General features: G+C 69.7%; 25 protein-coding genes and 1 tRNA gene. 9 read left to right on the forward strand and 17 right to left on the reverse strand.

Annotation, left to right across the window (positions count from 1 at the left end):
- Positions 1 to 100: 100 nt before the first annotated feature.
- Together dcd and apbC are read right to left on the reverse strand one after the other, a co-directional pair.
- Positions 101 to 676, reverse strand: coding sequence for a dCTP deaminase (gene dcd, locus MQC88_RS03595; RefSeq protein ID WP_243319253.1), 576 nt, complete (start codon positions 674 to 676; stop codon positions 101 to 103).
- A gap of 67 nt (positions 677 to 743) precedes the next feature.
- Entirely contained in the window at positions 744 to 1,811 is a 1,068-nt protein-coding gene (gene apbC / locus MQC88_RS03600; protein WP_243319254.1) for an iron-sulfur cluster carrier protein ApbC, read from the reverse strand.
- A gap of 163 nt (positions 1,812 to 1,974) precedes the next feature.
- Here apbC and MQC88_RS03605 point away from each other — a divergent pair, with 163 nt between their 5' ends.
- The 3 genes from MQC88_RS03605 to rnfB all read left to right on the forward strand — a co-directional run bounded on the left by MQC88_RS03605 (position 1,975) and on the right by rnfB (position 5,175).
- The gene (locus MQC88_RS03605; RefSeq protein ID WP_243319255.1) at positions 1,975 to 2,427 is read left to right on the forward strand and encodes a DUF2147 domain-containing protein; all 453 of its coding nucleotides are present in this window, start codon (positions 1,975 to 1,977) and stop codon (positions 2,425 to 2,427) included.
- A gap of 102 nt (positions 2,428 to 2,529) precedes the next feature.
- Positions 2,530 to 4,665 (forward strand): methionine--tRNA ligase, encoded by a 2,136-nt coding sequence (metG, locus tag MQC88_RS03610; protein WP_243319256.1) that lies wholly within the window; start codon positions 2,530 to 2,532, stop codon positions 4,663 to 4,665.
- Between the two features lie 63 nt (positions 4,666 to 4,728).
- A complete protein-coding gene (gene rnfB, locus MQC88_RS03615; RefSeq protein ID WP_315857078.1) occupies positions 4,729 to 5,175 on the forward strand; it encodes an Rnf electron transport complex subunit RnfB in 447 nt (148 codons plus the stop codon).
- 16 nt (positions 5,176 to 5,191) lie between these two features.
- On the opposite strand, the gene MQC88_RS03620 is transcribed toward rnfB, so the two are convergent.
- The 6 genes from MQC88_RS03620 to MQC88_RS03650 form a co-directional block, all read right to left on the reverse strand.
- Positions 5,192 to 6,232: a TraB/GumN family protein gene (locus tag MQC88_RS03620; RefSeq protein WP_243319258.1), complete on the reverse strand. Its 1,041-nt coding sequence runs from the start codon at positions 6,230 to 6,232 to the stop codon at positions 5,192 to 5,194.
- A gap of 8 nt (positions 6,233 to 6,240) precedes the next feature.
- Positions 6,241 to 7,161, reverse strand: coding sequence for a DUF1684 domain-containing protein (locus MQC88_RS03625; protein ID WP_425491588.1), 921 nt, complete (start codon positions 7,159 to 7,161; stop codon positions 6,241 to 6,243).
- A gap of 25 nt (positions 7,162 to 7,186) precedes the next feature.
- Positions 7,187 to 8,980: a DNA mismatch repair endonuclease MutL gene (gene mutL / locus MQC88_RS03630; protein WP_243319260.1), complete on the reverse strand. Its 1,794-nt coding sequence runs from the start codon at positions 8,978 to 8,980 to the stop codon at positions 7,187 to 7,189.
- A gap of 125 nt (positions 8,981 to 9,105) precedes the next feature.
- A complete protein-coding gene (locus MQC88_RS13040; protein ID WP_315857070.1) occupies positions 9,106 to 10,581 on the reverse strand; it encodes an N-acetylmuramoyl-L-alanine amidase in 1,476 nt (491 codons plus the stop codon).
- A 50-nt stretch (positions 10,582 to 10,631) separates the two neighbouring features.
- Positions 10,632 to 11,159, reverse strand: coding sequence for a tRNA (adenosine(37)-N6)-threonylcarbamoyltransferase complex ATPase subunit type 1 TsaE (gene tsaE, locus MQC88_RS03645; RefSeq protein WP_243319261.1), 528 nt, complete (start codon positions 11,157 to 11,159; stop codon positions 10,632 to 10,634).
- 5 nt (positions 11,160 to 11,164) lie between these two features.
- Positions 11,165 to 12,643, reverse strand: a complete 1,479-nt coding sequence (locus MQC88_RS03650; RefSeq protein WP_243319262.1) for an NAD(P)H-hydrate dehydratase — start codon at positions 12,641 to 12,643, stop codon at positions 11,165 to 11,167.
- A gap of 22 nt (positions 12,644 to 12,665) precedes the next feature.
- On the opposite strand from MQC88_RS03650, the gene queG reads away from it, so the two are divergent.
- Positions 12,666 to 13,757 (forward strand): tRNA epoxyqueuosine(34) reductase QueG, encoded by a 1,092-nt coding sequence (gene queG / locus MQC88_RS03655; protein ID WP_243319263.1) that lies wholly within the window; start codon positions 12,666 to 12,668, stop codon positions 13,755 to 13,757.
- A 533-nt stretch (positions 13,758 to 14,290) separates the two neighbouring features.
- On the opposite strand, the gene panD is transcribed toward queG, so the two are convergent.
- The 5 genes from panD to pcnB form a co-directional block, all read right to left on the reverse strand.
- On the reverse strand, positions 14,291 to 14,674 hold the full coding sequence (gene panD / locus MQC88_RS03660) for an aspartate 1-decarboxylase (protein WP_243319264.1): 384 nt from the start codon (positions 14,672 to 14,674) through the stop codon (positions 14,291 to 14,293).
- A 109-nt stretch (positions 14,675 to 14,783) separates the two neighbouring features.
- Positions 14,784 to 15,635 (reverse strand): pantoate--beta-alanine ligase, encoded by an 852-nt coding sequence (gene panC / locus MQC88_RS03665; RefSeq protein ID WP_243319265.1) that lies wholly within the window; start codon positions 15,633 to 15,635, stop codon positions 14,784 to 14,786.
- Positions 15,632 to 16,462: a 3-methyl-2-oxobutanoate hydroxymethyltransferase gene (gene panB, locus MQC88_RS03670; RefSeq protein ID WP_315857071.1), complete on the reverse strand. Its 831-nt coding sequence runs from the start codon at positions 16,460 to 16,462 to the stop codon at positions 15,632 to 15,634. Before panB ends, panC begins: the two co-directional genes overlap by 4 nt.
- A 73-nt stretch (positions 16,463 to 16,535) precedes the next feature.
- Entirely contained in the window at positions 16,536 to 17,039 is a 504-nt protein-coding gene (folK, locus tag MQC88_RS03675) for a 2-amino-4-hydroxy-6-hydroxymethyldihydropteridine diphosphokinase (protein ID WP_243320260.1), read from the reverse strand.
- Positions 17,040 to 17,050: 11 nt separating this feature from the next.
- Positions 17,051 to 18,388: a polynucleotide adenylyltransferase PcnB gene (pcnB, locus tag MQC88_RS03680; RefSeq protein WP_425491538.1), complete on the reverse strand. Its 1,338-nt coding sequence runs from the start codon at positions 18,386 to 18,388 to the stop codon at positions 17,051 to 17,053.
- Between the two features lie 146 nt (positions 18,389 to 18,534).
- Between pcnB and MQC88_RS03685 the strand changes: the two genes are divergently transcribed.
- Together MQC88_RS03685 and fdxA are read left to right on the forward strand one after the other, a co-directional pair.
- Positions 18,535 to 18,610: transfer RNA gene (locus MQC88_RS03685), tRNA-Glu, on the forward strand.
- 114 nt (positions 18,611 to 18,724) lie between these two features.
- A complete protein-coding gene (gene fdxA, locus MQC88_RS03690) occupies positions 18,725 to 19,048 on the forward strand; it encodes a ferredoxin FdxA (RefSeq protein WP_243319266.1) in 324 nt (107 codons plus the stop codon).
- An 80-nt stretch (positions 19,049 to 19,128) separates the two neighbouring features.
- Here the strand turns inward: fdxA and MQC88_RS03695 are convergent, their stop codons facing one another.
- Together MQC88_RS03695 and dapA are read right to left on the reverse strand one after the other, a co-directional pair.
- Positions 19,129 to 19,641: a hypothetical protein gene (locus tag MQC88_RS03695; RefSeq protein WP_243319267.1), complete on the reverse strand. Its 513-nt coding sequence runs from the start codon at positions 19,639 to 19,641 to the stop codon at positions 19,129 to 19,131.
- A gap of 13 nt (positions 19,642 to 19,654) precedes the next feature.
- Positions 19,655 to 20,560, reverse strand: coding sequence for a 4-hydroxy-tetrahydrodipicolinate synthase (dapA, locus tag MQC88_RS03700; protein ID WP_256451733.1), 906 nt, complete (start codon positions 20,558 to 20,560; stop codon positions 19,655 to 19,657).
- 164 nt (positions 20,561 to 20,724) lie between these two features.
- Between dapA and MQC88_RS03705 the strand changes: the two genes are divergently transcribed.
- The 3 genes from MQC88_RS03705 to MQC88_RS03715 all read left to right on the forward strand — a co-directional run bounded on the left by MQC88_RS03705 (position 20,725) and on the right by MQC88_RS03715 (position 23,347).
- Positions 20,725 to 21,366: a glycine cleavage system transcriptional repressor gene (locus tag MQC88_RS03705; protein WP_425491539.1), complete on the forward strand. Its 642-nt coding sequence runs from the start codon at positions 20,725 to 20,727 to the stop codon at positions 21,364 to 21,366.
- Positions 21,367 to 21,382: 16 nt separating this feature from the next.
- Complete coding sequence (locus tag MQC88_RS03710; protein ID WP_243319269.1) at positions 21,383 to 21,865, forward strand: peroxiredoxin; 483 nt, start codon at positions 21,383 to 21,385, stop codon at positions 21,863 to 21,865.
- Positions 21,866 to 21,949: 84 nt separating this feature from the next.
- Positions 21,950 to 23,347, forward strand: coding sequence for a PhoH family protein (locus tag MQC88_RS03715; RefSeq protein WP_243319270.1), 1,398 nt, complete (start codon positions 21,950 to 21,952; stop codon positions 23,345 to 23,347).
- A 7-nt stretch (positions 23,348 to 23,354) separates the two neighbouring features.
- Here the strand turns inward: MQC88_RS03715 and MQC88_RS03720 are convergent, their stop codons facing one another.
- Both MQC88_RS03720 and MQC88_RS03725 read right to left on the reverse strand, forming a co-directional pair.
- A complete protein-coding gene (locus MQC88_RS03720) occupies positions 23,355 to 25,007 on the reverse strand; it encodes a SulP family inorganic anion transporter (RefSeq protein ID WP_243319271.1) in 1,653 nt (550 codons plus the stop codon).
- Positions 25,004 to 25,270: a helix-turn-helix domain-containing protein gene (locus tag MQC88_RS03725; protein ID WP_243319272.1), complete on the reverse strand. Its 267-nt coding sequence runs from the start codon at positions 25,268 to 25,270 to the stop codon at positions 25,004 to 25,006. The genes MQC88_RS03720 and MQC88_RS03725 overlap by 4 nt, the downstream gene beginning before the upstream one ends.
- Positions 25,271 to 25,326: the final 56 nt, after the last annotated feature.

The following is a 25,326-nucleotide window of genomic DNA, read 5'->3' on the forward strand; positions in this document are numbered from 1 at the left end:
TATCCCTTTGTGGGAGCGGCTTCAGCCGCGAGCCCTTTGCCCGGTATCGAACGGACCCCGAAAAGCTCGCGGCTGAAACCGCTCCCACAACTGGGGGCGCTCAGGTCTTGGGCAGCGTGACCCCGGTCTGGCCCTGGTACTTGCCGCCGCGATCGCGGTAGCTGGTCTCGCAGACGTCGTCGGCACTGGCCTGGAAGAACAGCATCTGCGCGACGCCCTCGTTGGCGTAGATCCGCGCCGGCAGCGGCGTGGTGTTGCTGAACTCCAGCGTCACGTGGCCTTCCCACTCCGGCTCCAGCGGGGTCACGTTGACGATGATCCCGCAACGCGCGTAGGTACTCTTGCCGAGGCACACCACCAAGGTGTCGCGGGGGATGCGGAAGAACTCGACCGTGCGCGCCAGGGCGAAGGAGTTGGGCGGGATGATGCAGACGTCCGACTCGATGTCGACGAAGCTGCCGGGGTCGAACGCCTTGGGGTCGACGATGGTCGAGTTGATGTTGGTGAACACCTTGAACTCGCGCGAGCAGCGCACGTCGTAGCCATAGCTGGAGGTGCCGTAGCTGACTATGCGGTGGCCGTCGGCCGCATGCTTGACCTGCCCCGGCTCGAACGGTTCGATCATCTTCTGCTGCTCTGCCATGCGGCGGATCCAGCGATCGCTCTTGATGCTCATGCGTCGTTTCCTGCGGCCAGGCGGCCAAAGCGGGGCATTGTAAAGACCGGGACAGGCCCAGTCCGGATCAGACCATGGACGAGGCGATCGGCATCGCCGCGCGCGGGCGCATGGCCAGCCGCGCCGCGATCGCGCGCGCGGTGTCGCGATAGGCGCGGGCCGCGGCCGAATCGGGCGCGAAGGCCACCACGGGCACGCCGGCATCGCCCTGCTCGCGGATCGCCAGCTCGAGCGGCAGGCTGCCCAGCAACGGCACGCCGTACTGCGCCGCGATCCGCTCGCCGCCGCCGCTGCCGAAGATGTGCTCGGCGTGGCCGCACTGGCTGCAGACGTGCACGGCCATGTTCTCGACCAGGCCGAGCACCGGTACGTTGACCTTCTCGAACATCTTCAGCGCCTTGCGCGCGTCCAGCGTGGCCACGTCCTGCGGGGTGGTGACGATGATCGCGCCGGCCACCGGGATCTTCTGCGCAAGCGTCAGCTGGATGTCGCCGGTGCCCGGCGGCAGGTCCACGATGAGATAGTCCAGCCCCGCCTCGCCGCCCCACAGGGTCTGCTCGAGCAACTGCGTGAGGGCCGAGGTCGCCATCGGGCCACGCCAGATCATCGGCGTGTCCTGCTCGACCATCAGCCCGATCGACATCGCCTCGATGCCGTGCGCGCGCATCGGTTCGATCGCCTTGCCATCGGGGCTGTCGGGGCGGCCGGACAGGCCCAGCATCATCGGCACGCTGGGGCCGTAGACGTCGGCGTCGAGCACGCCGACGCGGGCGCCGTCCGCGGCCAGGGCCAGGGCCAGGTTGACCGCGGTGGTGGACTTGCCGACGCCGCCCTTGCCCGAACCGATCGCGAGGATGTTCCGCACCCGCGGCGACGGCGCGACGTTGGGCTGCGGGGCGTGCGGAAGGATCCGTTGCCCGACCTCGAAGCTGGCCAGCGGCATCGCCCCCAGCGCCTGCACCACCGCGCCGCGCAGGGCGGCGATGCCGTCCGCGGCCAGCGGATACCCCAGGGTCAATGCCACTGCCGCCTGGCCGCCGTCGCTGGCCACGCGTACGCGCGCCCCGGTTTCGGACAGGCGCAGGCCACTGGCGGGGTCGATGACGGCCGCCAACCGCTGTTCGAGTTCGTTCATGCCGCCATTGTAGCGGGGGCGCCACGCAGGCCCGGCGCGCGACAGCCGCGCCCGCGGCTGAATGCCGTTGCCGGGGCGGCCACCATACGCTGGCGGATGCGGTATAAGTCCGGTAGCCCGGGCGGCTCGCCGCCGCCCGGCATCCATCCCTTGGAGGGGAACCATGCGCATCAAATTCACCGCACTGCTGCTGCTCGCGCTACCGCTGGCGGCCTTCGCCCAGAACGCATCCGCCCAGGAAAGCCCGGTAGGCAAGTGGCGCACCATCGACGACAAGACCGACAAGGTGAAGTCGATCGTCGAGGTCTACACCGCAACCGATGGCACCCTCCAGGCCAAGGTGCTGCAGGTACTCGACTCCGAGAAGGGCCCGCACCCGGTGTGCGACGCCTGCAAGGGCGCCAACCACAACAAGCCGATCGAAGGCATGGTCATCGCCTGGGGGCTGAAGCACCAGGGCGCCAGCTGGGAAGGCGGCCGCATCATGGATCCCAAGAACGGCAAGGTCTATTCGGCCAAGATGACGCCGATCGACGACGGCATGAAGCTCGAGGTCCGCGGCTACATGGGCTTCTCGCTGCTCGGCCGTACCCAGACCTGGCTGCGCGACGAATAACCGGCGCCAGGCACACCGCGACACCACGCACGGCCCGGATTTCCGGGCCGTGCGTTTTCATGGCCATGCGATAATCGCACCCAGCCTTGCACGCCGATTCCCATGCCCCGCACCGCGCTCGTCACCAACGCCCTGCCCTATGCCAATGGCCCGCTGCACCTGGGCCATCTGGTGGGCTACATCCAGGCCGACATCTGGGTGCGAGCGCGGCGGATGGCCGGCGAAACCGTGCATTACGTCTGCGCCGACGACACCCACGGCACCCCGATCATGCTCGCCGCGGAGAAGGCCGGGACCACGCCGGAAGCCTTCATCGCCGGCATCCAGGCCGCGCACGAACGCGACTTCGCCGACTTCGGCATCGCTTTCGACCACTACGACTCCACCAACTCGGCCGGCAACCGCGCGCTGACCGAGGCGATCTACGCCAGGCTCGACGCCAGCGGCCACGTCTCGCGGCGTTCGGTGGCGCAGCTGTACGACCCGGTCAAGGGCATGTTCCTGCCCGACCGCTACGTCAAGGGCACCTGCCCCAACTGCGGCACGCCCGACCAGTACGGGGACAACTGCGAACACTGCGGCGCGACCTACTCGCCGACCGAACTCAAGTCGCCGTACTCGGTGGTCAGCGGCGCCACGCCGGAACTGCGCGAGTCCGAGCACTTCTTCTTCGAACTCGGCCATTTCGAAGGATTCCTGCGCCAGTGGCTGGCCGGCGACGTCGCGGTGCCCGGGGTCAAGGCCAAGCTGCTGGAATGGCTGGACGGCGAAGGCGGCCTGCGCGCCTGGGACATCTCGCGCGACGCGCCGTATTTCGGTTTCCAGATCCCGGGCCATCCGGGCAAGTACCTGTACGTCTGGATCGATGCGCCGATCGGCTACCTGTCGAGCTTCCGCGCGCTGTGCGAACGCACCGGCCTGGAATTCCACGATTTCATCGTGCCCGACAGCAGCGCCGAGATGCACCACTTCATCGGCAAGGACATCGTCAACTTCCATGGCCTGTTCTGGCCGGCGATGCTGCACGGCGCCGGCATGCGCGCGCCGACGCGGCTGCACGTCAACGGCTACCTGACCGTGGACGGCGCCAAGATGTCGAAGTCGCGCGGAACCTTCGTGATGGCGCGGACCTACCTCGACAGCGGGCTGCCGCCGGAAGCGCTGCGCTACTACTTCGCAGCCAAGTCCTCGGGCGGTGTCGACGACCTCGACCTGAACCTTGTCGACTTCGTCGCGCGGGTGAACGCCGACGTGGTCGGCAAGTTCGTCAACCTTGCCAGCCGCTGTGCCGGCTTCATCGGCAAGCGCTTCGACGGCCGGCTGGCGCCGGCGCTGCCGGAGCCGGCGACGTACGCACGGTTCGTCGCCGCGCTGGCGCCGATCCGCGAGGCCTACGAGCGCAACGAAGCAGCCAGCGTGCTGCGCCAGGCGATGGCGCTGGCCGACGAGGCCAACAAGTACATCGACGAGCGCAAGCCGTGGGTGATTGCGAAGCAGGTGGGCGCCGACGACGAACTGCAGGCCGTGTGCACCCAGGGGCTGAACCTGTTCCGGGTGCTTGCCCTGGCGCTGGCGCCGGTGCTGCCGGCGCTCGCGCGCCAGGCGGAGGATTTCCTGGATGCGCCGCTGCAACGCTGGGACGACGCCGCCGCACCGTTGCTCGGCCACGCCATCGGCGACTACCAGCCGCTGTTCACCCGCCTCGACCCGAAACAGATCGACGCCATGACCGAAGCTTCCAGGGACACCCTCGCCCCGGCGGCCGGGGCGACTGCCGCCGGCGCCTCGGCGGCGCGACCCGCTCGCCCTGCACCGGAGAAACCCGTGGCGAAAACCGCCCCGACAAGCGCCGCCCCCGCAGACACCGCTGGCGCGACGGCGGTTGCCGATGGCACCGCGCCGATGGCGACCATCGGTATCGATGATTTCGCCAAGCTCGACCTGCGCATCGGCAAGGTGCTCGCCTGCGAGGCCGTGGAAGGTTCGGACAAACTGCTGCGCTTCGAACTCGATGCCGGGGACCTGGGCAGGCGCCAGGTCTTCTCCGGGATCCGCGCCAGCTATGGCGCGCCGGAAACGCTGGTCGGCCGCAACGTCGTCTTCATCGCCAACCTCGCGCCACGCAAGATGCGGTTCGGCATCAGCGAAGGCATGATCCTGTCGGCCGGCTTCGACGGCGGGCCGCTGCACCTGCTGGCCGTCGACGACGGCGCGCAGCCCGGCATGCCGGTGAGATAACCCGCCCCGCGCAGGCGATGATCCAGTGACTTTGCCGCTGCGCGCCCCTTGAGCACCGGGTTCGTGCATTCACGGCAAACGACGGCAAACCAGGACATGCAGGCAGACTTGATCGAACGCCTCGACCGCATCCTGCCGCAAACCCAGTGCGGCCAATGCGGTTACGCCGGCTGCCGGCCGTATGCCGAGGCGATGGCGCGCGGCGAGGCGGGCATCGAACGCTGCCCCCCGGGTGGCGATGCCGGCGCGCGTGCGCTTGCGCACGTGCTCGGTGTCGCGGCGCTGCCCTTCGACCGAGCCCGGGGTGCGCACAAGCCGGCGCAGGTGGCGCTGATCGTGGAAGCCGACTGCATCGGCTGCACCAAGTGCATCCAGGCCTGCCCGGTGGACGCCATCATCGGCGGTTCGAAACACATGCATACGGTAATCGAACCGTTGTGCACCGGTTGCGAGCTGTGCATCCCGGCCTGCCCGGTCGACTGCATCGTGCTGGTGGCGCCCTTGCCGTAGGGAGCCCTGCGCGGTGCTACTCCGCCGCCTTGCAGGCCGAACAGATCCGCTCGACGGCGTAGCCGCGGGCGCGCAGCTTCTCGACCAGACCGTCGCTGCCCAGCAGGTGCAGGGTGCCGACAACGACCATGGTGTCGTCCTCGCCAGACGCCTGCAGCCGCTGCTCGATCCGCGGCAGCCAGGCGTCGTTGCGTTCGACGTTCACGTGCCGGTACAGCCGCGGGTATTGGCGCTTCATGTCGGCGGCCATGTCATCCCACAGGGTCGCGGCGTCGCCGGCGCGCCAGGCCGCATGAAGTTTCTCGACCTCGCTGCCGCCCTCGTCCGACTCGGACAATGCCTCGTCGAGGAATTGCACCTGCTCGTCCGCATCCATGCCGTCGAGGAAGGCGATCTGCTGTGCGCCCGTCTCGAAACCGTCGACCGGCTTGCCGGCCCGCCCTGCGGCCTCGGCGAAGTGGCGGTCCAGGCCCAGCTTGGGATCCAGGCCTTCGCGCGTCATCTCGATGATGCTGACGGTCAGGCCGACGAACCAGGGCTCGAACATCTGCAACGACTGCGATGTCAGGCCCGAGGCCTGCAAATCGGCAGCGTTCCCCGTGAACCAGTCCTGCAACTTGCGCGCGGTCGCGGGTGGCAGCTGGCTGTCCAGCCGCGAGCCGTCGACCCGCAGCGCGGCATGCCCCATCTGCAGCGCAAGCGTCGGCGATTCCATCTCGCTGGGCGGCATTTCGAACAGCAGCGACTCGGCATCGGCGAACGCGGCATCGACGTCCGCGGACAACGGGTAGTCGCCCGGCTTGAGCAGGTGGAAGGATCCGAGCAGGTAGACGCTGTTGTCGGCGTCGGAGACCTTCCACAACAACGGCACCGGCGGCGCGGCGGGCGCTTCGGCCGCTGGCATCGCGGCAACGGCGACTGGTTCGGCCGCCTGTGTCGCGGGGGCACGGGCGGCATCCTGCATGGGTCCGGGCGCGGCGGCCGGCGCCGAGGCATGCGCAACCGCGACGACCAGCGCCGCAATGCAGGACGACAGCAACAGCGCGCGGGAACCCATGGAACTCCTCAGGAATGCGGTGGCTTGGCATACGCCTTCTCGCCGGCGGTGATGGCCAGGTCGAGGCGGTTCTGCGGCGGCGGCAGCGGACAGGTGGCGAAGGCGGTGAACGCGCACGGCGGGTTGTAGGACTGGTTGAAGTCGAGCATCACCTTGCCATTGGCATCGGGCATCGGCGCATACAGGAAGCGCCCGGCGCCGTAGCTGCCGTGGCCGTTTGTGCGGTCGGCGAAGACCAGGAACAGTTCGCCCTCGCCTTCGTCCTGCGCCTCGATGCGGTAGGTCTTGCCGTCGCGGGTGAATTCGATCGCGCCCGGATTCGGCACTTGGTCGGTCGTGCCGATGATGCTGGCGATCTCGATCGTCTGCCCGGCCGCATGCGGCACGAAGGTGCCCTGGATCTTCCAACCCGCGTCCGCGGGCCAGTAATCCAGGCCTGCGAAGCGTACCCGGCTGGGCGCATCCGCATGCTTCACCCGCAGTGCGTAACGCCCGCCGCGCTCGATCACCGTCGCCTGGCCCTTGCCGCCGTCGAAACCGATCACGCTCGGGCCCTGTTCGGCCATGTCCGTGCGCAAGGATGCGGTGGCGGTGAGCGGTTGGCCGTCGAGCGTGAGCGTCGCGGCCTTGTCCGGCACGAAGCGCACCCGCCGGCCCTCGAGGTCGAGCATGCCCATGTGCTCCGGTCCCATCGCCAGGCGGATGCCATTGTCGGCATCGCTGCCCAGGTAATGGCTGCCCGGGTCGATCCAGTGCAGGCCGACCAGGCTGGCCCAACCATCGGGCGCGAGCAGGCGTTCGCGGCGCTGGTCGCGCCAGGCCTGTTCGGACTGCGCGAACGCGGACGCGGCGGCCGCCTGTGCCGCGGCCGCCTTGCCGTCGTCGCCGCGCTTGCAGCCGGCGGCCAGCGCCACCGCCGCGGCGAGCATCAGCACGTAATGGATTTGCGCCATCTCAACGTCCTCGCAGGAACCAACGGTCTATTTCGGCCAGGCCGAAGCGCGCCCAGGTCGGGCGCCCATGATTGCACTGTCCGGAACGCTCGGTGGCTTCCATCTCGCGCAGCAACGCGTTCATTTCCGGGAGCGTGAGTCGCCGGTTGGCGCGCACCGCCCCATGGCAGGCCATCGTCGACAGCAATTCGTCGCGCATCCCGGCGACGCGTCGGCTCTCGCCATGCTCGCGCAGGTCGGCCAGCACGTCGCGCAGCAGGGCGCCCGTATCGGCGTCGGCAAGCAGCGCCGGCACCGCACGCAACAGCAAGGCGTGCGGGCCGGCGCGGGATACCTCGAAACCCAGTTCGGCCAGGGTCGCCGCCTCGCGCTCGGCGGTTTCAGCCTCGCGCTCGGAGACCGCGACGCGCTCCGGCACCAGCAGGGGCTGCTGGCGCACGCCGATGCCGTCGTGCGCGGCCTTGAGCTTTTCGTAGCCGATGCGCTCATGCGCGGCATGCATGTCGACCACCACCAGTCCATCGACGGTTTCGGCGAGGATGTAGATGCCGTGCAGCTGCGCGATGGCGTTGCCCAGCGGCGGCAGGGTCGCATCGTCGGACGCCGCCAACTCCGGCCGTGGCGCTTCGGACGCCACCGCCGCGGACGGCCCGTACAGCGCGGCATAGGCGGCGCGCGCGTCGTCGACCTGCAGTCCAAGGCGGGCCTGCGGCATCGCCTGCGCGAATGGATTCGCGGCCGGCGCGGAAGCGCCCGCGCCTGAAGCATCTCCGGTGATGCCCGCCCGGGTCCCCGCCAGCGCCGCGTGCAGCGTGCGATGCACGAAGTCGTGCACCAGCCTCGACTCGCGGAAACGCACCTCGTGCTTGGCCGGATGCACGTTGACGTCGACGCCGCGCGGATCGAGTTCCAGGAACAGCACGTACGCCGGCTGGCGGCCGTGGAACAGCACGTCGGCGTAGGCCTGCTTGACCGCGTGCGCGATGCTGCGGTCGCGCACGCTGCGGCCGTTGACGTACAGGTACTGCTGGTCGGCGCTTGCGCGGTTGTAGGCCGGGCGCGCGATCCAGCCGTGCAGGCGCAGGCCGGCGGCGGCGTGTTCGACGCGCAGCGCGTTGCGGGCGAATTCCCCGCCCAGCGTTTCCAGCAGGCGCTCGGGCGAATCCGTGGCGGCATCGCCACCGAGCACGCCGAGCGCGCGGTAGCGGCGCGACGGCTTGCCGTTGTGGGTGACGCGCAGTTCCACCTCCGGCCGCGCCAGCGCCAGCGAACGCAGCCATTCCTCGATGTGCCCGAGCTCGGTGCGCTCGGCACGCAGGAACTTGCGCCGCGCGGGCACGTTGTAGAACAGGTCGCGGACCTCGACCGTGGTGCCCTGCGGATGCGGCTTCGGCGCCAGCGTGCCGATGCGCCCGCCCTCGACCGGCAACACCGCACCGTGGCCATCGTCATCGCGGCGCGAAGCCAGCGAGAACCGGCTCACCGACGCGATCGACGGCAGCGCCTCGCCGCGGAAACCGAGCGTGGCGACCGACTCCAGGTCGTCGAGCGAGGCGATCTTGCTGGTGGCGTGGCGCGCGATCGCCAGCGGCAGGTCGGAGGCCGCGATGCCGCCACCGTCGTCGCGCACGCGGATCAGGCGCACGCCGCCTTCCTCCAGGTCGATGTCGATGCGGCGCGCGCCGGCGTCGAGCGCGTTCTCGACCAGTTCCTTGACCACGGACGCGGGGCGTTCCACCACTTCGCCGGCGGCGATCTGGTTGACGAGGGTGTCGGGAAGCTGGTGGATCGTCACGGCGACGGCGGGTTCAAGACGTTATCTCCGACGCCGATTGCGGCGCCGCCATGCGATTGCAGCCGTGATGATAACCAAGCGCGCCGCGGAGCGGACGCCGACCCGCGACGGGGGACCGCGTTGCGCTAGGGGCTGCCGCCGCCGTAGGCACCGCCCGCGGCATCGGCGCGCGCGGCATACAAGGTGCCCGGCGGCGGCTGGCGGGTGAAGTAGCTGGTCACGCCGTCCAGGATCGCGCGCGCCAGTTGCGACTGGTGCCCCGGGTCGTTGAGCTTGCGCTCCTCGGCCGGGTTGGAGATGAAGGCGGTCTCGACCAGCATGGACGGCACGTCGGGCGAGCGCAGCACCACGAAATTGGCACGCTCGATGTGGTTCTTGTGGGTCTTGCCGAGGCGCTTGAGGCCGCCCAGCACCTGGTCGGCCATGCTTTCGGATGCCTTCTGGGTGGCACTCTGCGACAGGTCCAGCAGCACCGACGCCAGGGTGTCGTCCTTGTCCTGGAGCCGGACGCCACCGACCAGGTCGGCCTCGTTCTCCTGCTTGGCCAGCCAGCGTGCGGCTTGCGACGAGGCCCCGCGCTGCGACAGCACGAACACCGAGGAGCCGCTGGCTTCCGGGCTGGTGAAGGAGTCGGCGTGGATCGAAACGAACAGGTCGGCCTTGTGCTCGCGCGCAAGCTGGTAACGCCGCGTCAGCGGGATGAACACGTCGGTGTCGCGGGTCAGGTAGGCCTTGAGCCCGGGGGTGGCGTTGACCTGGCGCGCCAGCTCGCGCGCGATCTGCAGGGTGATGTTCTTCTCGCGGCTGCCATTGGCGCCGCGCGCGCCCGGATCCTGGCCGCCGTGGCCGGCATCGATGGCGATCACCAGCGGGCGCATGCCGGCGCGGCGGGCGATGTCCTGCACGGTCTTGACCGGGGCCTGGGCGCTGCGCGGCGCATCGATTGGCGCGGCGCGCGCGGGCACTGGCGTCGGCACGCCCGTGGCGATGCGGGTGGGTACGCCCGTCGCGACGGTGCCGGAGCCCTGGGTCAGGATGGCGAGCGGGTCGGGTTCCGCCTCGGCGGCCGTGTCCGGCAATGAGGCGATCAGGCGCGAGGTGGCCGCAGCCGACCGGGCGGGATCCGGCGTGGGCGTCGGGACTGCCGGCACCACGGGCGCTGCAACCACCGCGGTCGCCCCCACCCCCTGCCCGCTGCCGTCGCCCGGCCATTCCAGCACCAGCCGCGCACCGTCGGCACCGTTTTCGAAACGCGGCTTCAGCGCCGCGACCCGGTCGGCCAGGTCGAACACGATCCGGGTCGTGCCGGGGACCGGATGGCCGCTGCGCACGCCGCGCACCAGGCCGCTGCCGGCAGGCAGCTGCAGGCCCTTGTCCAGGTCCACGCCGGGCAGGTCGACGACGAGGCGGTCGGGGCCGGCCAGGGAAATCAGCTGGTAGGGCACTTCGCGATCGAGCCGAAGCTCGGCTCGGGTCCCGGTGGCGCCGCTGTCCACGCGCACGCCCCGCAATTCCCCGGCATGGGCCAGGTTCCAGCACACCCCGACCAGCAAGGCCGTGGCGAGCAGGAACTGCTGGATGGTGGCCCCCTTGACGCGCATGGCCGGATTCAAGCACCAACCGCCATGCATTGCAACCATTTTTCCCTTAGTTATCCGGGAGCTGGCGTAACTTCCTGCGGCCCGGATTCAGGTAGGGCCCGCAACTGCCCATTTCCAGCCAGCCTGGCCAGCCACTGCTCGCCGGCGCCGGTGCCGGCCTCCAGTTGCGCCGAGCGCCCGCTGCCGGACAGCGCCAGCCGGACTTCCAGATCGGCCGGCGGCAGGGCACGGGCGCCGTGTTCGGGCCATTCGACCAGCCACAGGCAGCTGCGGGCATCGTCCAGCGCCAGGAATTCCAGCTCGCCGGCATCGCCGATCCGGTACAGGTCCAAGTGCAGGGCCACGCCCCTGCCCGGCAGGGAATACTGCTCGACCAGGGTGTAGGTCGGGCTGCGGATCGCGCCTTCGACGCCATGCCCACGCAACCAGGCCCGCGCCAGCGTCGACTTGCCTGCGCCGAGGTCGCCGTGCAGGAACACCACCGCGCGCGAACGTGGTTGCGTCGCGGCCAGTGCGCGCGCCAGCGCTTCGGTGGCGGCCGCGTCCGGCAATAACAGGTGCATCGATGTGCGGTCCATCGGCGTCATGTTGGCGGGTTCGCGCGGCGGCGCAGATGCGGCAGCAGGTCTGTGGGCAACATGCCACGCGCACCGTCGACGGCCGCATCGTCACCGGCGACCGCATGCAGGAGCGCGCCGCACGCGGCCGCGTCCAGGGCATCGAACCGTTGCGCGCGCAGTGCCGCGATTACCCCGCTCAACAGATCGCCCATGCCACCGACCGCCATGCCCGGGTTGCCGGCCGCGATCACGAACGGCGTGCGCTGCGGCGCTGCCACTATGGTGCCCGCACCCTTGAGCACCACCACGCAGCCGTGGCGCTGCGCCAGCGCTTGCGCGGCAGCGTAACGATCGGCCTGCACCTGCGCCGCGTCGATGCCGAGCAGCCGCGCCGCTTCACCGGGATGCGGCGTCAGGATCGTGCCGGCGGCGAGAGCACGTGGCTGCGTGGCGAGCAGGTTGAGCGCGTCGGCATCGAGCAGCAGCGGCTTGCCGGCAGCGAGCGCCGCATCAAGCAGCGTGTTCCCCCAGCCGTCCTGGCCCAGGCCCGGGCCGATCGCGACGACCGATGCACGTTGCAACAATGCTGCCGGCGGCTGCATGTGATCGACGGCATGCACCATCGCCTCGGGTTGCAGCGCCAGCAGCGCGGCGACGTGTTCGCGCAACGTCGCCACGCTCACCAGTCCGGCACCTGCGCGCAATGCCGCCTGCGCGCACAGCATGACCGCCCCACCACCGCCCGGGCCGCCGCCGATGCACAGCACGTGGCCGTTGTCGCCCTTGTGGCTGTCGCGCGGGCGCGGGTGCAGCCAGTCGCCAAGCATGGCCGCGGGCAGCGCCAGCGCTGCGGGCGCGACACCATCCAGGACCGACGGCTCCAGGTCTAGCGTTGCGAGGTCGCTGGCGCCGACATGGTCCAGCGCCGCGCCGGTGGCCAGCCCGCGATGCGGCGCGATCAGCTGCAGCGTGCGCGCGGCCCGAACCGCGACGCCTGCAGTGCTGCCGCGGTCGGCGTCGATGCCGCTGGGGACGTCCAGCGCGAGGATCGGGGCGGACGCCGCGTTGAGCGCCTCGACCAGGGCCGCGGACTCCTCGCCAAGTGCTCGCGCCAGCCCGATGCCGAACAGTGCATCCACCAGCACGTCCGCGTCGGGCAGGCTGCCCTCGAACGCATCGACGCGACCGCCCGCGCGCTCGTAATCCGCGCAGGCGCGCCGGGCCAGTGCGCTGCGTGGCGCATGCGCGCCCAGCCTGACCACGCGCACGTCGCGCCCGGCCGCCAGCGCATGCCTGGCGAGCACGTAGCCATCGCCACCGTTGTTGCCCGGTCCGCAGGCCACCAGCAGGCGTTGCGCCTGCGGCCAGTGCTCGAGCACGTGTCGCCAGGCTGCCTGCCCCGCACGCAGCATCAGTTCGAAATCGTCGCCATGCGCCTGCGCCGCGCGCCGCTCCAGGGCGCGCAGGGCATCGGTGTCGTAAAGCGCGAAGGCGTGCGGCATCACGCGATTCTATACTTGCGCGATGGACGCTTCCGGCCCGCTTGCCGCCGCACCCGCATCGCCGCCACGGCCGGATCCCGCGGCGTTGGCGGCACGCATCAAGGCGCTGGCGCTGGAATCCGGGTTCCAGCGTTGCGGCATCAGCGACATCGAACTCGGCCAGGACGAGGCGCACCTGCGCGACTGGCTGGCACAGGGGCTGTACGGGTCGATGGACTGGATGGCGCGCCACGGCGACAAGCGCTCGCGGCCGCAGGAGCTGATCCCCGGCACGGTGCGGGTGCTGTCGGTGGGCATGGATTACGGGCGCGAGGCCGACGAAGCCTGGGCCAACCTCGCCGACGGCGAGCGCGCCTACGTCGCGCGCTATGCGCTCGGCCGCGATTACCACAAGCTGATGCGACAACGCCTGCAGAGGCTCGCCGACCGGATCGCGGCCGATATCGGGCCGTTCGGGCATCGCGTGTTCGTCGATTCGGCGCCGGTGCTGGAGCGGGCGCTGGCGCGCAATGCCGGCCTGGGGTGGATCGGAAAGCACACGTGCCTGATCGACAAGGACGGCGGCAGCTGGTTCTTCCTCGGCGAGATCTACCTGGACATTCCGCTGCCGGTGGATGCGCCGGCCGGCAACCACTGCGGCACCTGCCGGCGCTGCATCGACGTCTGCCCGACCCAGGCGATCACCTCGCCCTACCGCCTCGATGCGCGCCGCTGCATCTCGTACCTCACCATCGAGCACGAAGGTTCGATCGACGAGGAACTGCGGCCGCTGATCGGCAACCGCATCTTCGGCTGCGACGACTGCCAGCTGGTGTGTCCCTGGAACAAGTTCGCCGGGCGCAGCGACGAACCCGACTTCCGCGTGCGCAACAACCTGGACACGGCCTCGTTGGCGCAACTGTTCGCGTGGACCGAGGAGGAATTCCTGCAACGCAGCGAAGGCTCGGCGATTCGCCGCAGCGGCTACCAGCGCTGGCTGCGCAACATCGCGGTGGCGCTGGGCAATGCGCCGGCAACGCCCGAGGTGTTGGCTGCGTTGCAGTCACGCCGGGAGATCGCCGATCCCGTGGTCCGCGAACACGTCGAGTGGGCCCTCGCCCGCCACGGGATGTAGAGCCAGAACAACGGGCTCCGCGTGTAAAAAGCAGTTGGCCGAACCGAGAGGCGGAGGGCCGCCTTGAAACGCCAAAAGCGCGGATGGATTCGATGGGCGGCAATCGGGCAGCCCGACAAGTCGCTCCCCGTTACACGCTTTGTCGTCGGGCTCCCCGACTGCCGCTACACGCATTCTGGCGCTTGCTGGAAGGCAAAGGCCAAAGCAGCAGCCGAGACGCAACGGCAAAGGTTGTTTCGGCCAGATCGCCGGAATGAAGGAGCCTCGTGCGAAGGCCCAGCCACGCATGGCCAGGCTCCACAGGTCATTCAGCCTGCGCCAGGATTGAGGTGTTGGTGTGCGTCATTCGCCCAGATCGCCGGAACGCGTGCAGCGGCTCTCGCGATGCTGACAAACCAAGCGAATAACGAGGAGCGACTTTGGCAGTATCGCGAGAGCCGCCTCCGTGTTGGCGAAGCTCGTGCGAAGGCGCAGCCAAGCAGGCCTAGGCTTGAGCGGGAACGGCAGCCCCAAGGGTGCCTCGGCGCGAGGGCCTATGCGGCAGCCTGCGCCGGAATCGAGGTGTTGGTGTGGGTCAGCGCGTTGTGGCGGTCCACGTACACCAGCGTCGGCTTGTACCTGGCTGCCTCGGCTTCTTCCATCACGCCGTAGGCGCAGATGATGACCAGGTCGCCCGGCTGCGCGCGATGCGCGGCCGCGCCGTTGACCGAGATGATCCCACTGCCTTCTTCGCCACGGATGGCGTAGGTGACGAAGCGCTGGCCGTTGTTGACGTTGAAGATGTGCACCTGCTCGTACTCGCGGATCCCGGAGATGTCGAGCAGGCGGCCGTCGATCGCGCACGAACCTTCATAGTGCAGTTCGGCGTGGGTGACGGTGGCGCGGTGGATCTTGGCCTTGAGCAGGGTCAGTTGCATCGTCATCGCTCCGCCCATGGCAGTGGGCGCCTGATGCCCCAATTCTAGCAGCGTTTGCCGCAGTGCAGCATGGAACGGCACGCCGGGCCCGCCTGCGGCCGGCACCAGTTCAGCCCAGGTCGAACTCCAGGTTGTCGATCAACCGCGTGCGCCCCAGCCGGGCCGCGACCAGCGCCACCCGCGCCCCGCCGTCCCCGTTCGCCGGCTCGTTCAGGTCCGGGCGCCGCACCACCACGTAATCGACGTCGAAGCCATGGCCGCGCAGCGCCGCGGCCGCCTCCGCCTCCACCTGGATCCGCGGCGTGCCAGCGGCGATGGCCGCGCGCATCGCCTGCAGCGCGCGCTGCAACTGCGCGGCGAGCGGCCGCTCTTCCGCCGACAGGTACTGGTTGCGCGAACTCATCGCCAGGCCGTCGGGTTCGCGCAAGGTCGGCGCAGCGATGATCTCGACGGGAAACGCGAGGTCGCGCACCAGGTAGCGGATCACCGCCAGCTGCTGGTAATCCTTGCGTCCGAATACGGCCACGTCCGGCAGCACCTGGTTGAACAGGCGTGCGACCACCGTGGCGACACCATCGAAATGTCCGGGGCGATGCGCGCCTTCCAGCACCGAGGTCACGCCCGGCACCCGTACCTGCACGGTCGCCTCGACGCCGAACGGATACATCGTTTCCACGGACGGCAGCCACAGCAGGTCGCAGCCGGCGGCTTCCAGCCCCGCCGCATCGGCTTCGGGGGTGCGCGGATAGCGTGCGAAGTCCTCGTTCGGACCGAACTGGGTCGGGTTGACGAACACGCTGGCAACGATGCGGTCGGCATGGCAGCGCGCCAGCCGCAACAATGCATGGTGGCCCGCGTGCAGGTTGCCCATCGTCGGCACGAAGCCGACGCGCAGGCCTTCGCGCCTCCACGCCGCCACGCGCCCGCGCAGCACGGCCAGTTCGCCGGTGGTCTCGATCATGCGGCGTAGCTGTGCGCGGCGTCGGGGAAACTGCCGTCGCGTACCGCCGCGACATAGGCGGCGACGGCTCCGGCGACGGAACCACCTTCGGCGAGGAAATCCTTGACGAACTTCGGCCGCCGGTGGCCGCCGTCGAGGCCGAGCAGGTCGTGCAGCACCAGCACCTGGCCATCGCAGTGCGGGCCGGCGCCGATGCCGATGGTCGGGATCGAAAGATCGCCCGTGATCGCGGCCGCAACCGGCGTCGGCACGCATTCGAGCACCAGCAGCGACGCGCCGGCCTCGGCGACGGCGCGGGCATCGTCGCGCAACTTCCCGGCGGCGCGCTCGTCGCGGCCCTGCACCTTGTAGCCACCCAGGCGCAGCACCGATTGCGGCGTCAACCCCAGGTGCGCGCAGACCGGAATCTCGCGCTCGACCAGGAAGCGGATCACCTCCAGCTTGTGGCCGGCGCCTTCGAGCTTGACCATGCCGGCACCGGCCTGCAGGCAGCGCGTCGCGGCGTCCAGCGCGCGCTCCGGCGTGGCGTCGGCCTGGAAAGGCAGGTCGGACACCAGCAGCGCGCCCGACAGCCCGCGGGCGACGCACGCGGTGTGGTAGGCGATGTCATCGGTCGTCACCGGCAACGTGCTGGCATGGCCCTGCACCACCATGCCCAGCGAATCGCCGACCAGCACCAGGTCGGTGCCGGCGGCGTCGAGCGTGCGCGCGAAGCCGGCGTCGTAGCAGGTCAGCATCGCCAGCCTGCGGCCCTCGCGCTTGGCATCGGCCAGCATCGGCACGGTCCAGGGCTTGCGGGGTTCGGCGTCGGCAGTGGTCGTGTACACGGCGGGTCCGGCAAGTGGGAGTGGCCGATTATGCCGTCGCCGGGCACTGCACGGGGCGAGCGGACTCCGGCGCTCAGCCGGCGCCGGCCAGCGGCACGCAGCCGCTGGCATCGACGCTGTCGAGCAGGTCGCGGACGCGACCAAGGCCAGGCACGCGCCGCTCGGCCGCGATCTCCGCCAGCGGCAGCAACGCGAACGCACGTTCATGCAGGTGTGGGTGCGGAACGCGCAGTCCGGGTTCGTCGATCACCGCGTCGCCGTACAGCAGCAGGTCGAGGTCGAGGGTACGCGGCCCCCAGCGTTCGCCGAGTTCGCGATCGCGGCCGAACCGGCGCTCGACGTCGAGCAGCGCATCGAGCAGGTCGCGCACGTCCAGCTGCGTTTCCAGCAGCGCGGCGGCATTGACGAAATCCGGTTGCGCGGTGTTGCCCCAGGCCGGCGTGCGGTACAGGCGCGAGGCGCGCGCCAGGCGCGTGCCGGGCAACGCGTCCAGCGCGTGCATTGCCTCATGGAGGGTCGCGGCGACATCGCCGAGGTTGCCGCCCAGCCCGACGGCGGCGACGGTCCAGGCGCCCATCGTCGTGGTGCTCACGCAGGCAGGGAGGAAGGCCCGCGCCTGCGACGGCGGCGGCGGCGCGGCGCGCCCTCGTGCCCGGCCTCGGCATCGACTGCCTCGCCGGAATCCCTTGGCATGCCCTCGGCCGACGCCTGCGCCTCGCGCCAGAACGCGACCTCTTCGGCGTGCTCGTCGGAAGCTGCCTGCCGCAGTACCAGGAAATCGAACGCGGCGCGGAAGCGCGGGTGCGCCAACAGTCGCCCGACCCGCTTGCGTTGGCCGAAGCGCGACTGCAGCAGCCAGATCTCCTGCATCGGCAACGAGAACCGGCGCGGCAACGCGATCGTTTCCAGCTGGTGCACGGTGACGCGGTCGGCGGCGCGCCGCTGCGCCTCGGCCGCGTGCATGCCCTGCGCCTGCAGCGCCATCAACGCGCGGCAATACGCCGGCCACAACAGCAACGCGAACAGGAACGCGGGCGACACCGGCTCGTCGGCGGCCACGCGCGCGTCGGTGCCGCGCAGGCCTTCCAGCAGCATGCCGCGCAATGCACCGCTGCGGTTGGCCTTGAGCGCGGCAGTCGTTTCCGGCAACAGCACCGGCAGCAGGCCATGACGCTCCAGCCCGAGGAAGCTCTCCACCGCGTGCCCGGACAGGAACAGCTTCAGGCCCTCCTCGAACAGGCGCGCGGGAGCGGCCTCGCGCAGCAGCGGCGCCAGCAGCGGCAGCGGCGCGGCGGTGGCGTCGTCGATGCGGAACCCGAGCTTGGCTGCCAGACGCACCGCCCGCAGCATCCGCACCGGATCCTCGCGGTAGCGCTGCTCGGGTTCCCCGATCAGCTTCATGACGCGGTTCTGCACGTCCTCGAAGCCGCCGGTGTAATCGCGCACCGAGAAATCCTCGATCGCGTAGTACAGCGCGTTGGCGGTGAAGTCGCGGCGCACCGCATCGTCCTCGATCGTGCCGTAGACGTTGTCGCGCAGCAGCCGCCCGCCTTCGTGCAGCTGGCGGTCGCCGCTGCCATCGTCGACGTTGGCGCGGAAGGTCGCGACCTCGATGATCTCGCGGCCGTACACCACGTGCGCAAGCCGGAAGCGGCGCCCGATCAGGCGGCAGTTGCGGAACAGCGCCTTCACTTCCTCCGGCGTGGCATTGGTGGCCACGTCGAAATCCTTCGGGTGGCCACCGACCAGCAGGTCGCGAACGGCGCCGCCGACCAGGTAGGCGCCATAGCCGTTCTCGCGCAGGCGATACAGCACCCGCAGCGCGTTGGGGCTGATGTCCTTGCGGGAAATGGGATGCGCGTCGCGCGGGATCACCCGCAACTGCAGGGATGCGCCGGGGCTGGGGTTGGATTCTTGGATGGGCATCGGGGGCGGCACGGCCGCGGACGGAAGCCGGGAAGGCGGGAATCGCGTTGCCTGCGGCAAGCGCGCCCCATATACTAGCAAGCTCTGTGCGCCGGGCTTCCGGGCACGGGCCGGCCGTCCAGCCGGGGTCCCGCGCGGACCACCCCGCTCCCTTCGTCTAGAGGCCCAGGACGTGGCCCTCTCAAGGCTAAAACACGGGTTCGAATCCCGTAGGGAGCGCCATGTTCCTGCGACCGGCCTGGCCGGTTGCCCGCGAAGACCCGGCCAAGGCCGGGTTTTTCGCTTGCGCGGCGCGAGTCGCTAGACTGTGCGCGCGACACGTTACGAGACTGGACCATGCCCTTCGTCGTCACCGACAACTGCATCAAGTGCAAGTACACCGATTGCGTCGAGGTGTGCCCGGTCGACTGCTTCCACGAGGGCCCCAACTTCCTGGTGATCGATCCGGACGAGTGCATCGACTGCACCCTGTGCGAGCCGGAATGCCCGGTCAACGCGATCTACCCCGAGGACGACGTCCCCGGCGGCCAGGAACAGTTCGTGGCGTTGAATGCGGAACTGGCGAAGGAATGGCCGGTGATCACCACCCGCAAGGACCCGCCGCCGGACGCGAAGGAGTGGGAAGGCAAGCCGGACAAGCTGCCGCTGCTGGAGCGCTGAAACCCGCCCGCGGGGGCGGAAACGAAAACGGGCGCCGCGAGGCGCCCGTCCTGCATTCGCGGCCGCGGCGTGGGGCCGCTTCAGCCGCCCAGGGCCGCCTTCAGCGCCGCGATCAGCTTGGCCGGCGCTGCGGCCGTGGCCGGCATCCCGCGCGGATCGACCGCCGATACATAGACGCCGGCATCGACCTTGGTCACCCGCACCAGGAAATCCGCACCTTCGTAGTTGACGTCGTAGGTGCCCAGGATCTGCGCCTTGCTGGCAATGGTGAGCCCGCTGGTCGCCGCCAGCGCGTCGCCGACCCTGGCAAAGATGTCATCGCGCTCGCCGGCGACGGTGAAGCCCGAAGCAGCGGCCGCGGCGGCGGACGGCCCCATCGAGGAGCGCGTCACCGACTGCGTCCCGCCCTCGGGCAACTGCATCGCGCCCTGGGTATTGGGCAGGTCGAGATCCGGCGGTACCTCCAGCGGCCGGCTCTCGGCGCTCTGCTGGTAGGCGTCGTCCTTGCCGAACCAGTGGCAGCCCGAGACGGCGACCACGACGGCGGCAACGGCGAGCGAGCGCAATGCGGTGGAACGGTGCAACTGGCGCATCGGTATCTCCAGGTCAGGCCGCGCTCGTCTCGCGGCAGGATTGTTCGAGTTGCGTGATCAGGTCGACGACCGCCTGCGCGGAGCCGGCATGCTCCCGCGACAGCGGGGTCAACGGCAGGCGCAGGCCATGGCCGATCCCGAGTCGCGACAGGATAGCCTTCAGCGGGATCGGATTGGGTTCGACGCCCAGGAAGTCGACGGCCGGCCGCAGCCGCGCGTCCCAGGCTTCGGCCCCGGCGCGGTCGCCGCCACGCGCCAGGTCGCAGAGCCTGCGGAACGCGCGCGGCAACACGTTGGAGGCCACCGAGACCACGCCGTCGGCGCCGGCCAGCATCGCCCGCACCGCGGTCGGGTCGTCGCCGCTGAGCACGGCGAAGCCGTCGTTGCGCAACGGCAGCAGCGCGGCCATGCGTTCGGGCTCGTTGCGCGCTTCCTTGATGCCGGCGATGCGCGCGTGCCCCGCCAGCGCCGCCGTGGTTTCGGGCAGCAGGTCGCAGCCGGTGCGGCCGGGCACGTTGTACAGCACCACCGGCAACGCGCCGTCGTCGGCGATCGCGCGATAGTGCGCGAGCAACCCTGCCTGGGTCGGGCGCACGTAGGGCGGCGTCACCACCAGCGCGGCATCGGCACCGAGCGCGGCGACGCGGCGGGTCTGTTCGATGGTCCTGGCGGTGTTGGAATGCCCGGTACCGGCGAGCACCGGGATGCGGCCGGCGACGATTTCCACCGCGCTGCGCAACAGCGCGTCGTATTCGACGTCGTACAAGGCCGCGGCTTCGCCGGTGGATCCGGCCACGACCACGCCCTGGGTGCCGCCGTCGAGCTGGCCCTGCAACAGCCGCTGCCAGGCGTCGAGGTCGATCTCGCCGGCGGCGGTGAAGGGCGTCGCCAGCGCGGTGATGCTGCCGGAAAGTCGCAAGCGGATGGTCCCGGGTTGGAGAACTTTGGAAAACGGCGGCCGCGCGGGTTCTCGGAGCCGCGCGCATGCGCCGTGAAGGGGCGTGGATCGTGCGGCGCGGGGGCAACGCAACCGGCGCGCCGGCAGGCACCGATGTTACTTGCGGCGCCAAAGCGCGGGCAAGTATGCTGGCCGCAGCTTCCGGCTCCGTGCCGGCCGCCCGTTCAGACCTTCACGCCGCGGACGCCGCCTTGACCGATTCCCCGACCGACTCCGCCCCCTCCCGTCCGTCGCCGAACGAGAACCACCTGCTGATCAACGCCTACACGACGCATCCGCGGTCGCCGTTGCTCGCGGTGACCCGGCGGATCGCCGACAGCGGCTGCAACCTGGTCGATACCCGCCTGTCCACCGTCGGCCGCGACGTCTCGGTGACCGCGCTGGCGACCGGCTCGTGGGACGCGGTGGCCAAGCTCGAGACCATGCTCGGCAAGCTCGAGCGCGAGGAAGGCCTCAAGCTGGTCTGGTACCGCACCGGGCCCAAGCCGGTGCAGTCCAACCTGCTGCCGTACGTGGTCGAGGTGGTGGCGGCGGACAAGCCGGGCATCCTGTTCCAGCTCGCCGATTTCTTCGACCGCCAGTCGATCACGATCGAGAGCCTGCACTGCTCGCGTTACCGCGCGATGCAGACCGGCGCGGAGATGTTCACCGCGCAGGTGACCATCGGCATCCCGGCGGACATGCACATCGCGGCCTTGCGCGACGACTTCCTGGAATTCTGCGACCACCTGAACCTCGACGCGATCATGGACCCGATGAAGTTCTGAAGATGGACTCGCGAAGATGATCCAGCCCGGCAAGCCGCTGACCAAGTCGATCCTGTCGCTGCCGCTCGCACTGTCCGGCGGCACGGACGCAACGCTCGCCGACTACGCCGGCAAGTGGCTGGTGCTGTACTTCTACCCCAAGGATTCCACCCCGGGCTGCACCACCGAAGGCATCGACTTCAACGCGCTGCTGCCGAAGTTCCGCAAGCTCGGCGCCGAGGTCCTGGGAGTGTCGCGCGACTCGCTGAAGTCGCACCAGAATTTCTGCGCCAAGCAAGGTTTCAAGTTCGACCTGGTCAGCGATGCCGGCGAGAAACTGTGCAAGGCCTTCGACGTGATCAAGCCGAAGAAGCTCTACGGCCGCGAATACGTCGGCATCGAGCGCAGCACCTTCCTGGTCGACCCGCAGGGCGTGGTCCGCGAGGCCTGGCGCCCGGTCAGGGTTCCCGGCCATGCGCAGGCGGTCCTCGATGCACTCAAGGCTGCGCAGACGCAGTGACCCGCGCCTCCTTCATCAGATCCCACTGCCCCGCCCCGCGGGATGCGGTGGCCCGCCGCTGTCCGACTGCAGGAAACGACACGCATGACGCGTAGCAAGCGCATCTACGTCCTCGACACCAACGTGCTGATGCACGACCCGACGGCGCTGTTCAAGTTCGAGGAGCACGACGTCTACCTGCCGATGCAGGTGATGGAGGAACTCGACAACGCCAAGAAGGGCACGTCCGAAGCCAGCCGCAATGCGCGCCAGGTCAGCCGCTTCCTCAACGAACTGATCGAGGCCGAGTCCAGCCGCGACATCACCGACGGCCTGCCGCTCGTGCAACCCAAGGCGCTGCAGCTGCGCGGCGCGCAGAGCGCGGGCCGGCTGCGCTTCCAGACCCGCGATTTCGACTCCGGCAAGCGCTTCGGCGCGGTCATCCCGGACAACCACATCCTCGGCGCGATCCTGGCACTGAAGGAGGACGAACCCACCGCTTCGGTGGTGTTCGTGTCCAAGGACATCAACCTGCGGATCAAGGCCTCGATCGCGGGGATCGTCAACGAGGACTACGAGAACGACCGCGCGCTCGACGACTTCAGCCTGCTGTTCACCGGCGCCACCGCGCTGCCCGAGGATTTCTGGCAGCGGCACGGCAAGGACCTCAGGTCCTGGACCGAGAAGGGCCGCACCTTCTACGAGATCGCGCGCGCGCAGGACGATGACTGGCATCCGAACCAGTTCCTCTACCTGCCCGGCGACGAAGAGGCCGAACTCAAGGTCGCCAGGGTCGGCGACGACAAGGTCACGCTGCAGATCGTCGACGACTTCCGCCACGCCCAGCACGCGGTGTGGGGCATCAACGCGCGCAACCGCGAGCAGAACTTCGCCCTCAATGCGCTGATGGACCCGGAGATCGACTTCGTCACCCTGCTGGGCACGGCGGGTACGGGCAAGACCCTGCTGGCGCTGGCGGCCGGCCTGGCCCAGACCATGGACGCGCAGCGCTACCGCGAGATCATCATGACCCGGGCCACCGTCAGCGTCGGCGAAGACATCGGCTTCCTGCCCGGCACCGAGGAGGAAAAGATGACGCCGTGGATGGGCGCGCTGACCGACAACCTGGAAGTGCTCACCCACAACCAGGAAGGCGGCAGCTGGGGACGCGCTGCAACCAACGACCTGCTCGCCTCGCGGATCAAGATCCGCTCGCTCAACTTCATGCGCGGGCGCACCTTCCTGTCGCGCTACCTGATCCTGGACGAGGCGCAGAACCTGACGCCCAAGCAGATGAAGACGTTGATCACCCGCGCCGGACCCGGCACCAAGATCGTCTGCCTGGGCAACGTCGAGCAGATCGACACGCCTTACCTGACGGAAACGACTTCCGGCCTCACCTACGCGGTCGACCGCTTCAAGCACTGGCCGCACAGCGCGCACGTCACCTTGCGCCGCGGCGAGCGATCGCGGCTGGCGGACTACGCGTCGGAAGTGCTCTAGGCGGGCTCTAGGCGGGCTCGATGACCTGTGACTGCACGTGGCGCAGGGCCCCGGCGAGGTCCTTGAAGTAGGTCGGGTCGTCGCGGCGCACGATCTCGGCGCGCACCAGCTTGCGCAGCACGCGCAGGCTGGCGCCGCTCAGCAGCACCTGCACGCCGCGCTTGCGCAGGTTGCCGATGGTCGATTCCAGCCGCTTCAAGCCGGTCGCATCCATGAACGGCACCCGCTCCAGCCGCAGCAGCACGTAGCGCGGCGGCTCCCGCGACCACGACAGCGCGCGCTCCAGCGAGTCCACCGAGCCGAAGAAGAACGGCCCGTCGATCGAATACACCACCACGCTGCGCGGCAGTTCCTCGAGCCCGGCTTCGGCGAGTTCGTCGCGCACGCTGGCGTGGTCGTGCTCCACCACCGCGACCGACGCGCTCATCCGCCGCATGAACTGGAACATCGCCAGGATCACGCCGATGTTCACCGCCACCACCAGGTCGGTGAGGATGGTGAGCAAGAAGGTGATCAGCAGGATCGCCACGTCGGCGCGCGGCGCGCGGCGCACCATCCGCAGGAAGCGCCGCGCCTCGCTCATGTTCCAGGCGACCACCCACAGGATCGCCGCGAGCGCGCACAGCGGTACCTTGCCGGCGTAGGGCGCCAGGAAAAGCAAAACCAGGACCAGCACCAGCGCATGCACCACGCCGGCCAGCGGCGAGGTCCCTCCGTTGCGGATGTTGGTGGCGGTGCGCGCGATCGCACCGGTCGCGGCGATGCCGCCGAACAGCGGCGAGGCGATGTTGGCGATGCCCTGCCCGATCAGCTCCTGGTTGGAATCGTGGCGGGTGCCGGCCATGCCATCGGCCACCACCGCCGAGAGCAGCGACTCGATCGCGCCGAGCATCGCGATGGTGAACGCCGACGGCAGCAGCAACACCATCCGGTCGAAGGACAACGACGGCAGCTGCAGTTGCGGCAACGCGCGCGGAATCGCGCCGAAGGTCGATTCGATGGTGGCCACGCCCGCCGGCGCGAACGCGACGGTCGCCAGCGTCGCCGCCAGCATCGCCAGCAACGGCCCGGGGACGCGTGCCAGCCCGGGTACTCGCGGCCCCCACAACGCCAGCGCCAGGCTGCCCAGCGCCAGCAGCGTGGTCGCGCCATGCAGCCGCGGCAGTGCCTGCAGCAACTGCCAGGCCTTGAGGTAGAACGGGCCGTCGCCGGCCAGCGGCAACCCGAAGAAGTACTGCCACTGTCCGACCCAGATGATTACCGCGATGCCGGCGGTGAAGCCGACGATCACCGGGTCGGGGATGAAGCGGATCACCGCCCCCAGCCGCGTCACCCCCATCAGCACCAGCATCACCCCGGCCATCAGCGTGGCCAGCAGCAGCCCGTCGACGCCGAACTTCGCCACCACTCCGGCCAGGATCACGATGAAGGCGCCCGTGGGTCCCGCGATCTGGATCCGCGAGCCCCCGAACAAAGCCACCGCGATCCCGGCGATGATCGACGTGTAGAGGCCCTGCTCGGGCTTGACCCCGGATGCGATCGCGAACGCCATCGCCAGTGGCAGCGCGACCACGCCGACGATCAAGCCGGCGGCGATGTTCGGCAGCCAGTGCCCGCGCTTGAACAGGCCGACGCGCCAGGCCTCGACCGCCGCGATCACGGCTGCTGCCTCCGGCGGGAGGCCTTGAGGCGCACGCCGCGGCCCTCGGCCTGGCTGGGTGCGCGTTCACCGATCAGTTCGACGCCGGCCGCGTCCAGCGCCGCGACCACCTTGGCCAGGGAGTCGACGGTTCCGCGCACCTGGCCGTCGCTGGCTTCCATTCGCTGGATCGTGGGCACCGACACACCGGCAGCCTGCGCCAGGGTGCGCTGGTCCATTCCCAACAGCGCCCGCGCCGCCCGCATTTGCGGTGCGGTGATCATGCGAGATGTGGGCTTCCGGGCATCTGAATGCATGTTCCAGGCATCAATACGCAGGC

Source organism: Cognatiluteimonas sedimenti (genome assembly GCF_022808325.1).
Lineage (GTDB): Bacteria > Pseudomonadota > Gammaproteobacteria > Xanthomonadales > Xanthomonadaceae > Cognatiluteimonas > Cognatiluteimonas sedimenti.

Coding starts and splice junctions, on each gene's coding strand:
- queG (WP_243319263.1), top strand. CDS start 12,666: ATGGACGCTTCCGGCCCGCTTGCCGCCGCACCCGCATCGCCGCCACGG.
- pcnB (WP_425491538.1), bottom strand. CDS start 18,388: ATGCCCATCCAAGAATCCAACCCCAGCCCCGGCGCATCCCTGCAGTTG.
- MQC88_RS03625 (WP_425491588.1), bottom strand. CDS start 7,161: ATGCTCGCCGCGGCGGTGGCGCTGGCCGCCGGCTGCAAGCGCGGCGAC.
- MQC88_RS03650 (WP_243319262.1), bottom strand. CDS start 12,643: ATGCCGCACGCCTTCGCGCTTTACGACACCGATGCCCTGCGCGCCCTG.
- apbC (WP_243319254.1), bottom strand. CDS start 1,811: ATGAACGAACTCGAACAGCGGTTGGCGGCCGTCATCGACCCCGCCAGT.
- dcd (WP_243319253.1), bottom strand. CDS start 676: ATGAGCATCAAGAGCGATCGCTGGATCCGCCGCATGGCAGAGCAGCAG.
- fdxA (WP_243319266.1), top strand. CDS start 18,725: ATGCCCTTCGTCGTCACCGACAACTGCATCAAGTGCAAGTACACCGAT.
- folK (WP_243320260.1), bottom strand. CDS start 17,039: ATGGGCGCCTGGACCGTCGCCGCCGTCGGGCTGGGCGGCAACCTCGGC.
- MQC88_RS03620 (WP_243319258.1), bottom strand. CDS start 6,232: ATGGGTTCCCGCGCGCTGTTGCTGTCGTCCTGCATTGCGGCGCTGGTC.
- MQC88_RS03695 (WP_243319267.1), bottom strand. CDS start 19,641: ATGCGCCAGTTGCACCGTTCCACCGCATTGCGCTCGCTCGCCGTTGCC.
- metG (WP_243319256.1), top strand. CDS start 2,530: ATGCCCCGCACCGCGCTCGTCACCAACGCCCTGCCCTATGCCAATGGC.
- MQC88_RS03705 (WP_425491539.1), top strand. CDS start 20,725: ATGCTGGCCGCAGCTTCCGGCTCCGTGCCGGCCGCCCGTTCAGACCTT.
- MQC88_RS13040 (WP_315857070.1), bottom strand. CDS start 10,581: ATGCGCGTCAAGGGGGCCACCATCCAGCAGTTCCTGCTCGCCACGGCC.
- MQC88_RS03710 (WP_243319269.1), top strand. CDS start 21,383: ATGATCCAGCCCGGCAAGCCGCTGACCAAGTCGATCCTGTCGCTGCCG.
- MQC88_RS03725 (WP_243319272.1), bottom strand. CDS start 25,270: ATGATCACCGCACCGCAAATGCGGGCGGCGCGGGCGCTGTTGGGAATG.
- MQC88_RS03605 (WP_243319255.1), top strand. CDS start 1,975: ATGCGCATCAAATTCACCGCACTGCTGCTGCTCGCGCTACCGCTGGCG.
- panC (WP_243319265.1), bottom strand. CDS start 15,635: ATGATCGAGACCACCGGCGAACTGGCCGTGCTGCGCGGGCGCGTGGCG.
- panD (WP_243319264.1), bottom strand. CDS start 14,674: ATGCAACTGACCCTGCTCAAGGCCAAGATCCACCGCGCCACCGTCACC.
- MQC88_RS03715 (WP_243319270.1), top strand. CDS start 21,950: ATGACGCGTAGCAAGCGCATCTACGTCCTCGACACCAACGTGCTGATG.
- tsaE (WP_243319261.1), bottom strand. CDS start 11,159: ATGGACCGCACATCGATGCACCTGTTATTGCCGGACGCGGCCGCCACC.